This window comes from Rossellomorea aquimaris (genome assembly GCF_001877785.1).
Classification (GTDB): Bacteria; Bacillota; Bacilli; order Bacillales; family Bacillaceae_B; genus Rossellomorea; species Rossellomorea aquimaris_A.
This window is the reverse complement of record NZ_MINN01000075.1, coordinates 26918-40625: the sequence shown is the minus strand read 5'-3', so window position 1 is coordinate 40625 and position 13708 is coordinate 26918. Positions and strand designations below refer to the sequence as shown.

The window sequence follows — 13708 nt, the reverse complement described above, 5'->3', positions numbered from 1 at the left end:
GAGCCAGGATCAAACTCTCCGATAAAAGTTTGAATAGCTCTTTTTGCAACGATTCAATCGTTGCGGTAAATCTAGAATTAACGTTGACGTAATTGTCTTGTTTTGTTCAGTTTTCAAGGTTCAATTTGTTGCTTGCTTCGTTTGAAGCGACCCTTTAAATATTACAGTATCAACACCGAAGTGTCAATAACTTTTTTTAAAAAGTTTTTTGTGTATCTGCCGTGTTTTGCGGCAACAGATAATAATATACCACCATATAAACTAGGGCGCAATACTTTTTTTCATCTTTTTTAATTCTTTTTCAAAATAGGTCTCAAGCCATATACTTTCTTTCTGCTTGTAAAATCAACCCAAATAAAAAAGCAGCGGCCGGCAGCCGCTGCTTTCTTCTATATAGTATCGATCAGTCACGATGACGCATCAATGGGAACAGCAGGACGTCACGGATGGACGGAGAGTTCGTTAACAGCATAACTAGCCTGTCGATCCCGATTCCAAGGCCGCCAGTCGGAGGCATACCGTATTCCAATGCTTCAATGAAGTCGTCATCCATCATGTGTGCTTCATCGTTACCCTCTTCTCTTTCTTTCAGCTGAGCTTCAAAGCGTTCTCTTTGATCAATTGGATCGTTAAGCTCTGTAAACGCGTTTGCGTGCTCACGGCCCACGATGAACAATTCGAAACGATCTGTGAATCGAGGATCCTCATCGTTTTTCTTCGCAAGCGGAGAAATCTCCACCGGGTGTCCGTAGATGAATGTAGGCTGAATAAGCTTGTCTTCTACTTTTTGCTCGAAGAATTCATTTACGACATGACCGTATTGCATATTGTCTTTAATTTCAATGCCATGCTCTTTAGCCAGTGCACGTGCTTCTTCAGCGGACATTTCTTTCCAGAAGTCTACTCCTGTATGTTCTTTAACGGCGTCTACCATATGAAGGCGGGTCCACTCAGGCTCAAGGTTCACTTCATAATCCCCGTATTGAACAGTAGTAGAACCGAATACCTCTTTTGCAATATGGGCGACAAGGTTTTCAGTCAGTGCCATGATGTCTCGGTAATCTGCATATGCTTCATAAAGCTCGATCATAGTGAATTCAGGGTTGTGTCGTGTAGACACTCCTTCATTACGGAATACTCGGCCGATTTCGTATACTTTTTCAAGACCGCCGACGATCAGGCGCTTCAAGTGAAGCTCGATTGCGATTCGCATATACAGCGGCATATCAAGAGCATTGTGATGCGTCGTGAAAGGACGTGCAGATGCTCCTCCCGCGATACTGTGCATCATTGGGGTTTCTACTTCAAGGTAGCCGTTGTTATCTAAGTATCTTCTCATTGATTGAATGATGCGGCTCCGGGCGATGAATGTCTCTTTGCTTTCCTGGCTTGTGATCAGGTCAAGGTAGCGCTGACGGTAGCGTTGCTCTACATCTTTCAACCCGTGGAACTTCTCGGGAAGAGGACGAAGCGCTTTTGTCAGCAAGGTGAATTCTTTTGCTTTAACTGAAAGCTCTCCAACCTTCGTTTTAAAAACTGTCCCTGTAATACCGACGATATCTCCAAGGTCTGCTGTGTTGAAGTATTCATACGCTTCTTCGCCGACTGCATCTTTACGTACATAAATTTGGACTTGTCCTTCGAGGTCCTGAAGGTGGGCAAATCCCGCTTTCCCTTTTCCGCGCTTCGTCATGATTCGGCCGGCAATCGTTACCGAAACCTCTTTTTCTTCCAGCTCTTCTTTCGAAAACTCATCATATTGTGATTTTATATCTGATGAGCTGTGTGTGCGTTCAAAACGTTTACCGAAAGGATCCATTCCTTTTTCACGGATGGATTCCATTTTTTCGCGCCTTACGCGGAACTGGTCATTTATTTCTTCGTGACTCATTGTGTTTCACTCCTATTCTATCTGCTTTCCTGCTTTACTAGACTGATACGAATATATACCATACTATTTTACACAATATCCGGGATTGTAACACCCCTAAAGTTCCAGTTCTTCGAGAAAACTGTCCCGTGTGTTTCACGCGGGGCGAAGGATACTGCAATAAAAAATCTATCTAAAAAAGGCCGCTCCGTTCATGATGGGTATCATGATTGGAATCCAGCCTTTATCAGAATAACAGATTTCGATTGATTTATCACGTGACGGTTTATTCACTATGTTCCAAATCACCCTGAGGGTCCAGGTCCTCGATCGTAATACCGAGCACATCTGCCACCTTCACCAGGAAGTCTTCTTTAGGAATGCGGCTCCCTCTCTCCACTTCACCGAGAACGGATACGGAGATGCTCAGTTCCTTTGCCAGCCCTTCCTGAGTGAATCCTTTCAGCTTTCTGAATGCACGAACGCGTCTTCCCCATTTATCTGTTTCCATAACCGAACTCCTTCTTTGTCAGGTATTTCGTCCAGAAAGCGATTGAACGGGGTGCCGTCAGCAGGATGCGTGATAGACGGTTCAAGCTCTAATAGCGGTATGAGAACAAACGCTCTTTCCTGCATCCTTGGATGAGGGACGAGGAGATCCTCTGCGTCAATCGTTTCGTGATCATAGAGCAGTATATCCATGTCTATGATCCTCGGTCCCCACTTGAACTCCCTTTTTCTCCCAATGTCATGTTCCACCTGCAGGCACTGCTGCAGCAATATTTCCGGACTTAAATCCGTACGGACTTCAATCACCATATTCAAAAATTCGCCTTGATCGGTAAAACCTACTGGATCCGTTTCATAGATGGACGATTTCCTTCTTACCTCTATCTTACCATGACTATCCAGGATATTAATGGCTTTTTCCAGATAAACCTCCCGCTCCCCCATATTCGATCCGAGGGAAAGGTATGCCATGCTCTTCATTGTGATCGACTCCTCGTAATCTCCACCGCCACCGACCGGTAATGACCGGGAATCGGCGGGTCGGGCTTGATCAGTGTTATCGTGCAGCTTTCAACAGCAGAGAATGATTTTAATAATTCCGAGGAAATCCTTTCGGCCACCGCTTCCACCAGATTAAGAGGTTCCCCTTCCACCACAGATTTGGCTATGGAATACACATCCGCATAGTTGACTGAGTCTTCAAGATTGTCAGTTTGGCCAGATTTTTTCAAATCGAGATGCAGCTCCACGCTCACCCGGAACCGCTGACCAAGCTTGTTTTCTTCGGAAAAAACCCCGTGATAGCCGTAGAATTCCATTTCGTTCAACATGATCTTATCCATCGTACTGCCCCTTTCCCATTAAAGCATCCGTCATCTTCGCCATCCTTGACATTTCCTTCACATCATGGACGCGTACGAGCTGGCAGCCCTTCTGAATGCCCCAGCATACCGTCGCACCCGTCCCTTCCATTCTTTCTTCCACCGGCAGGTCGAGCACGTGGCCGATGACCCGTTTTCGCGAGGTGGCGTAAAGAACCGGATATCCGAGGGATACGAGAATGTCGACGTTCCTCATCATTTCAAGGTTCTGTTCGAATGATTTGGCAAAGCCGATTCCCGGGTCGAGGATGATCCGGTCATCCTTCACCCCTGCTTTTTTTACAAGGGAGATGCTTTCCTGAAGATCTTGCACCGCATCCCTCATGAAGACGTCATACTCTTTATCCACGCGGTTGTGCATCAGGATGATCGGCACCCCTTTTTCAGATGCCACTTCTGCCATGAGCGGGTCTTTCTTGGCTCCCCAGACGTCATTGATGATATGGGCGCCTGCCTCGACAGCCGCTCTGGCAGTCTCCGCTTTATACGTATCGATCGAAATCGGGACATCGACTTCTTTGACAAGCGCTTTTATGATCGGGACCACCCTTGAAATCTCTTCCTCTGCCGTGACAGGGGTATGCCCCGGACGAGTCGATTCGCCGCCGACGTCAATGATGTCCGCTCCTTCTTCCACCATTTCCTTCGCACGCGCCGCCGCTTTCTGCACGGAGTCATATGATCCTCCGTCAGAAAATGAATCCGGCGTCACATTCAGGATCCCCATGATGAGGGTTTTGCTGGAATAGTCCAATTCATAGTTTCCGCATTTAATCGTTTTTGTCATGGGTGTTCCCTTCTTTCATGTCTTCTATGGAGTTCAAGTAAGGTACGTATTCCTGATAATGTTCATGCAGCAATCTCACATAGCGGCCGTCACGGCCTCTATATGTTTGATCCCCAATTTTCCTGACGGGTACGATTTCCTGCACGGAATTCGTTAAGAATACTTCGCTTGCCCCTTCCAGATCGCTTTCTTGGTAAAATCCTTCACGGACAGGAAGTTTCAATTTCTCCGCCAGGGCAAGAATGAACTGTCTGGTGATCCCGTTTAAAAGTCCGGTTTCAACAGCCGGCGTAAAAAGTTCTCCTTCTTTCAACCAGAAGATATTCGATGTGATGCCTTCGCATAGATAGCCGTCACCCGTAAGAAAGATCCCTTCTTTATCCGGGGCGGGACCGATTTCCCTTTTAGCAGCAAGGTTATTTAGATAATGATGGGACTTCAATCTTTCCTTTATCTCAGGGGTGCTCCGCCTCAGCTTGAGAATGATGCCCTCCTTTTCACGCAATGGCACGGATGGCGGTAATTCTTTTTGAAAAAGGATGACCGTGGGATCAACGTAGGGAGCTGTCTGCAATCCGATTTCACCCGGACCTCCCGAGACATTCAGCCGGCAGTAAGCATCTTCCAGTCCATTTTTTCTTAAAAGGGAGGTCACTACCTGCTTCATTTCAGCTTCCCCTAAATCTGCCTTGATGTTTAATGCATCGAGCCCATTCTTCAACCTCGCTAAGTGGTTCCCAAATAAAAAGGGATGGCCGCCATACGTCCGGAAGGTTTCAAAGACACCAAGCCCGTATAGATAACCGTGATCAAATGGGGAGATGGCCGCTTCTGACTGATGAACGATCTTGCCGCTAGAATAGATATACATTAAACCGGCAGCTCGGCTTTCTTATAGGTTTCCAGGAAGTTCTTCAGAAGCTGCTTTCCATATTGGGTCATGATCGACTCTGGATGGAATTGCACCCCTTCGACCGGGAGCTCTTTATGGCGGATGGCCATGATTTCTCCCTTAGAGGTCTCAGCTGTGATATCAAAACAATCCGGCAGGGTTTCACGCTTTACAATCAGGGAATGATAGCGTGTTGCTTCAAATGGGTTCTTGAGTCCTTTGAAGATGGTCTTTCCGTCATGATGCATGTCCGACACTTTACCGTGCATCAGACGTTCGGCGCGGATGACATCCCCCCCAAAGACCTGGGCAATCGACTGGTGGCCGAGGCACACACCGAAGATCGGTATTTTTCCTGCAAAATGAGAAATCGCCTCAAGGCTGATCCCTGCTTCGTCCGGACTGCAGGGCCCCGGAGAAATCATCAGGTAATCGGGTGACATCGCTTCTATTTCAGAGATGGTGATTTCGTCATTCCGTCTGACGGCCAGTTCTTCACCAAGCTCTCCTAAAAACTGAACAAGATTATATGTGAATGAGTCATAATTATCGATCATGAGTATCATGGTTGTCCCCCGTTTCCTTCCGCCATGGCTTTGGCCACCCAGAGCGCCCTGGCTTTCTTCAGCGATTCCTTGTATTCATATTTAGCGTTCGAGTCGATGACAACGCCCGCACCCGCCTGGATGTATGCATGCTGGTCCTTCACCAGCATTGTCCGGATGACGATATTCAATTCCATATCGCCGTTCACGCCGATCCAGCCGATCGACCCTGTATAAATGCCCCTTCTGACCGGCTCCAATTCTTCAATGATTTCCATCGTCCTTACTTTTGGTGCCCCGGTGATCGTGCCTCCCGGAAAAACAGAACGGATGACATCGGCATTGGTTTTCTGTTCATCCAATGTCCCTCTTACGTTCGAAACGATGTGCATGACATGCGAATACTTCTCGATGACCATGAACTCATTGACTTCGACAGTCCCGTAGGCGCAGACCCTCCCCAAATCATTCCGCTCAAGATCGACGAGCATGACGTGTTCGGCCCGTTCCTTTTCATTGCCGATGAGTTCCTGTGCGAGCGCTGCATCTTCCTCGGCATTTTTCCCGCGTGAACGCGTACCGGCAATCGGCCTTGTGCTCACTTCCGCACCCTTTTTCTTGACCAAAAGCTCCGGCGAACCCGACACGATCTGGAAGTCAGGCGTCTGGATGTAGCTCATATATGGAGAAGGGTTCAATTCACGAAGTTTTTTATAAACCTCGAATGGCTCAACACTGAGTTTCTCGGATTGCCTTACCGATAGATTGACCTGAAAAACATCACCCTGTGAAATATAATCCTGGATTTTTTTTACCGCATTTGAAAATTGCCCTTCATCCATTGATACTCCGCGGCCGGCGGTCTCCTTATCCAGCTGCGTATCGACTTGGATGTCACTATTTGCAAGCTTCCCTTTCCACACGTCCGTCCACGTTTGCAGCAGTGCTTCGGCATCTGACTTCTCCGCCTGCGTGAGGATCATCGTCCACATTACCTCTTCTTCGTGGTCAAATACCGCCCACTGATCTAGATAAAAGAAATACACTTCCGGAATCCCGAGATCATCTTGACTCAGTTCCGGCAGTTTCTCGATTCTCCTCGCATAGTCATAGCTCAGAAACCCGATGACCCCTCCCTGGAAATCAGGAAGATCGGGATTCCTCCCGGTTTTAAGGGGATCCAGCCATTTTTCCAGTTCCACCAATGGATCACCATGTCTGATTTCCGTGTTTTCAGCATCCTGTATGGTAAGGCCGCCCCCTGAGCTTTCCGCGATTGCTTTCGGTTGAAGTCCGGCAACACTATATCTTCCTCCCCGGCCGCTTTCCAGCAATACATGATGCGATTGGTCCCGGCTCAGTTGTTCATATGCTGAGAAGAATTGTTCTTTTGTAGTTCGGGTTTTATGAAAATATAAGTGCTGCACGTGCTTCACACTCCTACTGTTTTATCTTCTTTCATGATACATGAAGTTTGGGGAGGTTTCACTGTTGAAAGTATGGAAAGGGGGAGTTTTGTAGGAATCTTATCGTTTGGTTCAGTGAACTTTGAGTTTTGGCTGTTAATCTTCGAGTTTGGGGAGATAAATCTCAGGGATAGGGAGGGTTATCTTTGAATTTGAGTTGTAAATCCACCGGTTGGGGTCGGTAATCTAAGGTTAAGTCAGTTAATCTTTCGAATTCGGGACAGGAATTTTCGAATTTTCACCGTTAATCTTTGAAAATTGGCCAATAATCTTTCAAATTCACCAATTAATCTTTCAATTCCAGAGATAATTCCGTCAAATGTAAAAATAAGGAATTAACCCACCTGTCCCTCCACGCAAAACTTTTTTGCTGTGCTAACGAAGCCTACTGCTGGACGCTCCCCCAAAGTCTTTCAAATCAGAGGTAAAATTTCATACGACAAAAGAAAAAAATCCCGAAGCAATTGCCTGCTTCAGGATTTGGTTCACTTATTTATTCATCATCAAATTGATAAAGCGGGGTGCTGAGGTAGCGTTCACCGTTGCTTGGGATGACAGCGAGGACTTTTTTTCCTTTGCCGAGTTCTTTTGCCACTTTCAGCGCGGCGCAAATCGCGGCTCCGGATGAGATGCCTCCAAGGATGCCTTCCTCTTTGGCGGCTCTCCTTGCATAATCAAAAGCCTCTTCATTTTTCACCTGGATGACTTCGTCGTAAACAGAAGTATTCAGGACGTCAGGCACAAACCCTGCACCGATCCCCTGGATTTTATGAGGGCCCGGCTTACCGCCCGACAGGATCGGGGAGTCAGTTGGTTCCACCGCATACAACTTGATGGATGGATAATGCTCCTTCAATACTTCGCCGGCTCCGGTGATCGTTCCGCCCGTTCCGATGCCGGCAACAAAACCATCAAGCTGGCCGCCCATTTGCTCCACGATTTCTTTCCCTGTCGTTTCCCTGTGCACTCTCGGGTTTGCTTCATTCTTGAACTGCTGCGGCATGAAGTATCCTTTCTCATTGGAAAGTTCTTCGGCTTTGCGAATCGCGGCACCCATTCCTTCAGATCCCGGCGTCAATACTAGCTCCGCTCCATATGCACGCAGAAGGTTGCGCCTCTCCATACTCATAGTGTCAGGCATGACAAGTACGGATTTATAGCCTTTTGCTGCAGCAACCATGGCAAGGCCGATCCCCGTATTTCCGCTCGTCGGTTCAACGATGGAATCGCCCGGCTTGATCTTACCCGCTTTTTCAGCTTCTTCGATCATCGCTAAGGCGATCCTGTCTTTCACGCTGCTTCCGGGGTTCATATATTCTAATTTTAAGTAAACATCTGCGCTGTTGTCATCTACTAGTCGATTAAGCTTCACTATTGGAGTCTGACCGATTAATTCCGAAATTGAATTAGCCACTCTTACCATACATTCCACACTCCCAATCCCAAGTAATTTTGTTGGATTTATTATCTAAAACGTACCAATTTCCAATCATATTGTCAATTAAAATGACCTCGAGGCTCTACCCGCCGTAGATGGACAAACAGAAATGCGTAAGGGCTTTTCTCAGAGACGGGTGGTATAAGACGAAACGGATACAAAGGCGTTTTTTGCCTTCTTGGTCGGTTTAGCTTAAGACATGTGCCTCTACGCCCTGAAGCAGGACAAACAGAAAAGGTCTACTCTCGTGAGCACCCTTTTCTCTTTTCCTACTCTATTCACCATATATCCCTACTATGATTCGTTAAACCCCTTATGTTTATGTAAATGGAAAAAGACTAGCCGCTAAGCCAGTCTTCCATCATTGTTCCGTGCCGTAAAACCATTCCACTTCTGCTTCATCCCAGAACGCTTCAGGCGTTAGCGGTGTTTCCACTTGTTCCATCGCAAGCTGGCGGCGTATCTGGTCCTTTACGTCTTTATAGCTGTATTGTCTTTCTTTAACGGTATCTTTTAAAAGATAAATGACATAATCTGATCCCGATTTTACCGGCTGACTCCATTTCCCTTCCTTTGTGGATTCGAGCACCTTCACTGCTTCAGGTGATAAAAGCTCACCGTCTGCAGGAACATAGCCGATGTCCCCGCCAAGATTGGCACTCCCGTCATCGGTGGAACGCTCCATTGCCAGGACATCGAAGCTTGAGCCGTTCTCTAATTCCTTGATGACCTGCCCGGCATCGGATTTGTCTTTTACTTTGATTTGTTTCAGGTTGAACATTTTAGGGATCGAGTACATTTCTTCATTCTGGGTATAGAAGTTTTTCATGTCTTCTTCCGAAACTTCTACATCCTTGGTCAGAAGCTCTTCCAGCAGTAAGTCGGTCCTGATCTGGGCTTTGACAGTTTCCTCGTCTGCAGTGAACTCTTCATCGAAAGAGTTATACGCAGAGCGTATCAGATCAAACTCTTGATCGACTTCTTTATCGGAAATGGAAACATTATATTTTTTCGCAGCTTTTTCGATTACTTTTTGGTTGACCAGCTGTTTCAGCTCTTGTTCGCCGTACTTTTGTTCAAGAGCATACAGCCAGTCCTCCCTGGATACAGAATCACCGCCGACCGTGGCAACGATCTCGCTGCCTGCACTGATTCCCCCTACGCCCGGGGAAGCATCGGGTTTCAACCATAAGAATAATGTGATGATGTTCGTGACAAGCAGTACAGCTGCAGCAATCAGAAAAGGTTTAGGTTTACGTTTCATCGATTGTATGTCTCCCTGACTTTTTACTATTTCGCTTCGGCTTTAAGTTCTTCCAATTCTTTGCCGGAAAAAACATATGACTCATTACAGAAGTGGCATTTCGCTTCTGCTTGTCCTTCTTCATCGATCATATCCTGAATCTCATTTTCACCAAGGCTGATGATCGCATTGGCAAAACGGTCTTTTGAACACTTACACTGGAATGATACCGGCATCGTTTCAAGGACCTTCACTTCACCTTCTCCAAGCACTTCTTCCAATACTTCTTCAGGAGTCAGGCCTTTTTCGATCAGCTTTGATATCGGCGGGATTTTAGACAATCTTTCTTCGATCTTAGTGATCGTTTCATCGTCAGTCCCCGGCATCAATTGCAGGATGAATCCTCCTGAAGCGAGGATTGAGTTGTCGGGGTTTACCAGGACGCCGACTCCGACAGAGGAAGGCACCTGTTCTGAAGTCACAAAATAGTAGGTGAAATCTTCACCGAGTTCTCCGGATACAATCGGCACCTGTCCTGAGAAGTGATCTCTCATGCCGATGTCTTTAACGACTGATAGAGTACCTGATGTACCTACTGCACGGCGGACATCGAGCTTTCCGTGCTCATTCAAATCAAAATGGACATGCGGGTTGGTGACATATCCCCTCACTTCACCCTTGGCGTTGCTGTCTACAAGGATGGCACCGATCGGGCCTCCGCCTTCCACCTTGATCGTCAGTTTATTTTCTCCTTTGAGCATCGCGCCCATCATGACACCGGCACTGATGGAACGGCCAAGCGCAGCTGAAGCTGTCGGCCAGGTATCATGTTTTCTCTGCGCTTCGCCGACAGTATCTGTACTTTTGACGGCATACGCGCGCACTTGCCCATTATAAGCCAGGGCTTTTACTAAGTAGTCGCTCATATTCAAGCTCCTTTCCTTTTTCTTAATTCATGTTTCGTTTATAAATCAGTTTCAATCCTTTAAGGGTAAGGAATGGATCCACGACATCGATTGTGTTCGATTCTTTCGATATCAACGCCGCCAGTCCCCCGGTTGCAATCACGGTCGGTTCCTTTTTACTTTGGGTTTTCATCCTTTGTACGATTCCCTCAACTTGTCCGACATATCCATAAAGGATGCCGGCCTGCATCGCGGTTACCGTGTTCTTTCCGATGATGTTATCCGGACGGGCGATTTCGATCCTCGGTAACTTTGCCGCCTTCGAATAAAGGGCTTCAGTCGATATGCCGATGCCGGGTGCGATTGCCCCGCCCATATATTGTTTTTCCTCGTTGATGTAACAGTAAGTAGTCGCCGTACCGAAATCGACGATGATCAGCGGGCCGCCGTATTCATGGATGCCGGCAACCGCGTTCACGATCCGGTCTGCACCGACTTCACGGGGATTTTCATATTTGATATTCAAGCCTGTTTTGATCCCGGGTCCGACAACAAGGGGCGTGACATTGAAATACTTTTCGCACATGCGTTCCAGGCTGAACATAATCGGAGGCACGACGGACGAAATGATGATGCCGTCTATTTCTTCGAATTTCAAGTCTACATGCTGAAAGAGATTCTTGACCAGCATACCGAATTCATCTTCGGTTTTGTGCCTGTTGGTTTCAGATCTCCAGTGATATTTTAAATGGTCGCCTTCATAGACGCCATAGACAATGTTTGTGTTCCCTACGTCCATTACAAAAATCAATTTTCTCACCTACTAAGCGTATTGTTTTACACACTGCCAACATCATACCATATCTAATAAATAATAGGTAAGTACAAAAACCGGGCGGTTGATCACTGTAAATTTAAAACTTAGATTGTTCTTAAATACCGCTTATGATTTCCGTGCAAGACTTCGCTTTCCGCGGGTAGCCCGTGAGCCTCCTCGTCGCATTCGCTCCTGCGGGGTCTCACATTAGCTACTCTTCCCGCAGGAGTCTCCGTCTTGCACTCCAATCAACGCTGGAGCCGGTTTTAATGAATTTTTTGTGTTATGCAACCCGCCATTGTGAAATGAATATAAAAAAAGACTGCACCCGTTACAGGTACAGTCTTCTCTTATTATACGCGATCCGTTTTGTCAGGATCGTCGGTTTTTGGTGTTGTGTCCGGTGTTTCTGCTTCGATCACGTTTTGTTCGTTTTTCTTTTGGATGTTTACCTTTACGTCTCCGTTGTCTGTTTTGTCAGATTCGTAAACGCGTTCAGGCAGTTTTCCGTGATCGACGAGGTGTTTGATTTGGGCTGCATCGAGTGTTTCGACGTCAAGCAGCGTTTTGGCGATCAGTTCAAGCTTGTCGCGGTTCTCGGTGAGGATCTTCTTCGCGCGTGCATAGCTTTCTTTGATCATGCGCTGCATTTCCATGTCGATTTCATGTGCGATGGCATCAGAATAGTTTTGTTCACTATTGATGTCACGGCCCAGGAACACTTGACCGCCTTGCTGTGAACCGAATTGAAGCGGTCCGAGCTTGTCGCTCATACCGTATTCGGTCACCATCTTGCGTGCGATACCCGTTGCACGCTGGAAGTCATTATGGGCACCGGTGGATACTTCGCCGAAGATGATTTCTTCTGCGACACGTCCTCCGAGCAAGCCCGTGATTTTATCAAGAAGCTCAGGCTTTGTCATAAAGTAGCGATCTTCTTTAGGCAGCATGACGGCATATCCTCCAGCCTGACCGCGTGGAACGATGGTCACTTTATGTACCATATCCGCTTCATCCAGTATGACCCCGATCACAGTATGACCGGCTTCATGGTAAGCAACGATTTTACGTTCTTTTTCAGATATGACGCGGCTCTTCTTAGCTGGCCCAGCAATGACGCGGTCCGTTGCTTCGTCGATGTCACGCATATCGATTTTCTTTTTGTCCTCACGGGCTGCAACAAGTGCTGCCTCGTTCAGAAGGTTTTCAAGGTCGGCACCGGAGAAACCAGGGGTCCTCATGGCGATCGCCTTCAAATCAACAGTATCATCAAGCGGCTTGTTGCGGGCATGTACCTGCAGTACTGCTTCACGGCCGATGACATCCGGGCGGTCAACCGTAATCTGACGGTCAAAACGTCCTGGACGAAGTAATGCCGGGTCAAGAATGTCCGGTCTGTTCGTTGCGGCAACGATGATGATCCCTTCGTTGGCTCCGAAACCGTCCATTTCAACAAGAAGCTGATTAAGCGTCTGCTCACGTTCATCGTGGCCTCCGCCAAGTCCCGCTCCACGCTGGCGTCCCACTGCATCAATCTCATCGATGAAGATGATACAAGGCGCATTTTTCTTTGCGTTTTCAAATAGATCACGTACACGTGATGCACCGACACCGACAAACATTTCAACGAAGTCAGAACCACTGATTGAGAAGAACGGTACTCCCGCTTCTCCTGCCGCTGCTCTGGCAAGCAATGTTTTACCGGTACCCGGAGGTCCAACTAACAGCACCCCTTTAGGTATGCGTGCACCAATTTCAGAGAATTTACGCGGATCCTTAAGGAATTCCACGACTTCTACAAGTTCTTGTTTCTCTTCATCCGCTCCTGCTACATCTTTAAAGCGGACTTTCTTTTTCTCTTCACTGTAAAGCTTCGCCTTGCTCTTACCGAAATTCATGACTCGGCTTCCGCCGCCCTGAGCCTGGTTCAGTAAGAAGAAGAACAGTATGAAGATGATGACAAATGGAATGATCGTTGTAAAGAACGATACCCATCCGCTTGTTTCTTTGGCCTGTAATACATTTACATCAATACCCTGCTCGGAAGCTGCAGCATTGATTTGGTCCATTAACTTGCCATCGGTAGTAAGGACATAGGTTAAGAAGGTTTCTCCTTCTTTAGCACCTTTCAGCTCTCCTTTTACCTCATATACACCTCTTCCAGGCTGAATGGAGAATGATTCGACTTCCCCTTTTTCAAGCTGGTTGATGAACGTGCTGTATTCGATATTTTTGGTTGGTTCGTTGTTGTTACTGAAATAACTCACCACACCTATAATGACTAAAAAGACCAGTAAATAGAATATGGTGTTACGAAAGATCCGGTTCATCCCTTACCTCCTCCCACGGGTAAA

The 13708-nt window shown here is 47.0% G+C and carries 13 protein-coding genes; all 13 read right to left on the bottom strand.

Going from position 1 to position 13708, the window contains the following annotated elements; translation table 11 throughout:
* Nucleotides 1-403 precede the first annotated feature (403 nt).
* Nucleotides 404-1891 carry a lysine--tRNA ligase gene (lysS, locus tag BHE18_RS09205; protein ID WP_071618322.1) on the bottom strand — a complete coding sequence of 496 codons (1488 nt, stop codon included), beginning with the start codon at nucleotides 1889-1891 and terminating at the stop codon, nucleotides 404-406.
* Between the two features lie 265 nt (nucleotides 1892-2156).
* Nucleotides 2157-2381, bottom strand: coding sequence for a helix-turn-helix domain-containing protein (locus BHE18_RS09200; RefSeq protein WP_071618327.1), 225 nt, complete (start codon nucleotides 2379-2381; stop codon nucleotides 2157-2159).
* Nucleotides 2333-2860, bottom strand: coding sequence for a 2-amino-4-hydroxy-6-hydroxymethyldihydropteridine diphosphokinase (gene folK, locus BHE18_RS09195; RefSeq protein ID WP_071618321.1), 528 nt, complete (start codon nucleotides 2858-2860; stop codon nucleotides 2333-2335). The genes BHE18_RS09200 and folK overlap by 49 nt, the downstream gene beginning before the upstream one ends.
* Nucleotides 2857-3222: a dihydroneopterin aldolase gene (gene folB, locus BHE18_RS09190; protein WP_071618320.1), complete on the bottom strand. Its 366-nt coding sequence runs from the start codon at nucleotides 3220-3222 to the stop codon at nucleotides 2857-2859. Before folB ends, folK begins: the two co-directional genes overlap by 4 nt.
* A complete protein-coding gene (gene folP, locus BHE18_RS09185; protein ID WP_071618319.1) occupies nucleotides 3215-4048 on the bottom strand; it encodes a dihydropteroate synthase in 834 nt (277 codons plus the stop codon). The genes folB and folP overlap by 8 nt, the downstream gene beginning before the upstream one ends.
* Nucleotides 4032-4919 (bottom strand): aminodeoxychorismate lyase, encoded by an 888-nt coding sequence (pabC, locus tag BHE18_RS09180; RefSeq protein ID WP_071618318.1) that lies wholly within the window; start codon nucleotides 4917-4919, stop codon nucleotides 4032-4034. Before pabC ends, folP begins: the two co-directional genes overlap by 17 nt.
* Nucleotides 4919-5506, bottom strand: a complete 588-nt coding sequence (pabA, locus tag BHE18_RS09175) for an aminodeoxychorismate/anthranilate synthase component II (protein WP_071618317.1) — start codon at nucleotides 5504-5506, stop codon at nucleotides 4919-4921. The genes pabC and pabA overlap by 1 nt, the downstream gene beginning before the upstream one ends.
* The gene (gene pabB / locus BHE18_RS09170; RefSeq protein WP_141771845.1) at nucleotides 5503-6912 is read right to left on the bottom strand and encodes an aminodeoxychorismate synthase, component I; all 1410 of its coding nucleotides are present in this window, start codon (nucleotides 6910-6912) and stop codon (nucleotides 5503-5505) included. The genes pabA and pabB overlap by 4 nt, the downstream gene beginning before the upstream one ends.
* 532 nt (nucleotides 6913-7444) lie before the next feature.
* On the bottom strand, nucleotides 7445-8374 hold the full coding sequence (gene cysK / locus BHE18_RS09165) for a cysteine synthase A (RefSeq protein WP_071618315.1): 930 nt from the start codon (nucleotides 8372-8374) through the stop codon (nucleotides 7445-7447).
* Between the two features lie 376 nt (nucleotides 8375-8750).
* Entirely contained in the window at nucleotides 8751-9653 is a 903-nt protein-coding gene (locus BHE18_RS09160) for a peptidyl-prolyl cis-trans isomerase (protein ID WP_071618314.1), read from the bottom strand.
* A 26-nt stretch (nucleotides 9654-9679) separates the two neighbouring features.
* Entirely contained in the window at nucleotides 9680-10558 is an 879-nt protein-coding gene (gene hslO, locus BHE18_RS09155) for an Hsp33 family molecular chaperone HslO (RefSeq protein ID WP_071618313.1), read from the bottom strand.
* Nucleotides 10559-10580: 22 nt separating this feature from the next.
* Nucleotides 10581-11348: a type III pantothenate kinase gene (locus BHE18_RS09150; RefSeq protein WP_171910688.1), complete on the bottom strand. Its 768-nt coding sequence runs from the start codon at nucleotides 11346-11348 to the stop codon at nucleotides 10581-10583.
* Nucleotides 11349-11707: 359 nt separating this feature from the next.
* Complete coding sequence (ftsH, locus tag BHE18_RS09145; protein ID WP_071618312.1) at nucleotides 11708-13684, bottom strand: ATP-dependent zinc metalloprotease FtsH; 1977 nt, start codon at nucleotides 13682-13684, stop codon at nucleotides 11708-11710.
* Nucleotides 13685-13708 lie beyond the last annotated feature (24 nt).

Coding starts and splice junctions, on each gene's coding strand:
- pabA (WP_071618317.1), bottom strand. CDS start 5,506: ATGATACTCATGATCGATAATTATGACTCATTCACATATAATCTTGTT.
- hslO (WP_071618313.1), bottom strand. CDS start 10,558: ATGAGCGACTACTTAGTAAAAGCCCTGGCTTATAATGGGCAAGTGCGC.
- lysS (WP_071618322.1), bottom strand. CDS start 1,891: ATGAGTCACGAAGAAATAAATGACCAGTTCCGCGTAAGGCGCGAAAAA.
- BHE18_RS09200 (WP_071618327.1), bottom strand. CDS start 2,381: ATGGAAACAGATAAATGGGGAAGACGCGTTCGTGCATTCAGAAAGCTG.
- pabC (WP_071618318.1), bottom strand. CDS start 4,919: ATGTATATCTATTCTAGCGGCAAGATCGTTCATCAGTCAGAAGCGGCC.
- cysK (WP_071618315.1), bottom strand. CDS start 8,374: ATGGTAAGAGTGGCTAATTCAATTTCGGAATTAATCGGTCAGACTCCA.
- folB (WP_071618320.1), bottom strand. CDS start 3,222: ATGGATAAGATCATGTTGAACGAAATGGAATTCTACGGCTATCACGGG.
- folP (WP_071618319.1), bottom strand. CDS start 4,048: ATGACAAAAACGATTAAATGCGGAAACTATGAATTGGACTATTCCAGC.
- ftsH (WP_071618312.1), bottom strand. CDS start 13,684: ATGAACCGGATCTTTCGTAACACCATATTCTATTTACTGGTCTTTTTA.
- folK (WP_071618321.1), bottom strand. CDS start 2,860: ATGAAGAGCATGGCATACCTTTCCCTCGGATCGAATATGGGGGAGCGG.
- BHE18_RS09160 (WP_071618314.1), bottom strand. CDS start 9,653: ATGAAACGTAAACCTAAACCTTTTCTGATTGCTGCAGCTGTACTGCTT.